The sequence below is a fragment of the Nocardia araoensis NBRC 100135 genome (assembly GCF_000308435.1).
Lineage (GTDB): Bacteria > Actinomycetota > Actinomycetes > Mycobacteriales > Mycobacteriaceae > Nocardia > Nocardia araoensis.
This window is the reverse complement of sequence record NZ_BAFR01000252.1, coordinates 1-760: the sequence shown is the minus strand read 5'-3', so window position 1 is coordinate 760 and position 760 is coordinate 1. Positions and strand designations below refer to the sequence as shown.

Here is a 760-nt window from a genome sequence, read left to right as displayed (position 1 = left end):
GGGACTGCCCCCGGTTCGGTTGACTCCTGATCTGTGATGACTTCGGTCTTCGCAGTGGAAGGATCGTCATCATGCCCAAGCCGTTCCCTGAGGAGTTCCGTCGCGACGTAGTCGCGGTCGCCCGCAAGGGCGAAGCGCCGTTGACTCAGATCGCCAAGGATTTCGGCATCTCGCAGAGCTGCCTGAAGAACTGGCTGAAACGGGCCGACATCGAAGACGGGGCCCGGCCTGGCGCCACCCCGGAGGAGTCCACCGAGCTGCGCGAGGCCCGCAAACGGATCCGGCAACTCGAACAGGAAGCCGAGGTAATGCGTCGCGCGGTCGCCTACCTGTCGCGCGATGTCAACCCAAAATGATGTACCCGCTGGTCCTCGACCTCGCTGCCGACACCGCACCTGTGCAGGTGCCCGTCGCGGTGACCTGCCGGGTATTGGGCTTCACCCCACAAGCTTTCTATAAGTGGAAGAAGAACCCTGTATCGCAACGTGATTGGGATGACGCGCATCTGATCAACGCCGCCTATGACATCCACGCCGACGACCCGGCGTTCGGGTATCGGTTCATCGCCGACGAACTGTCCGCGCGCGGGATCAGCGCCGGTGAGAACAGGGTGGCCAGACTCTGCTCGATCCAGCGGATCTGGAGCAGCTTCGCCAAGAAACGAGGGTTGAACCGCAAGGCCGGGCCGCCAGTGCACGACGACCTCGTCCAACGCGAGTTCACCGCGACCGCGCCGGACCAGCGATGGCTCACCGACATC

Annotated in this window: 1 pseudogene; it reads left to right on the top strand. The window is 63.6% G+C overall.

What is annotated here, in order from left to right:
* Window positions 1–71: 71 nt before the first annotated feature.
* Window positions 72–760, top strand: a pseudogene (locus tag ON21_RS38805) (transposase); the annotation flags it as partial.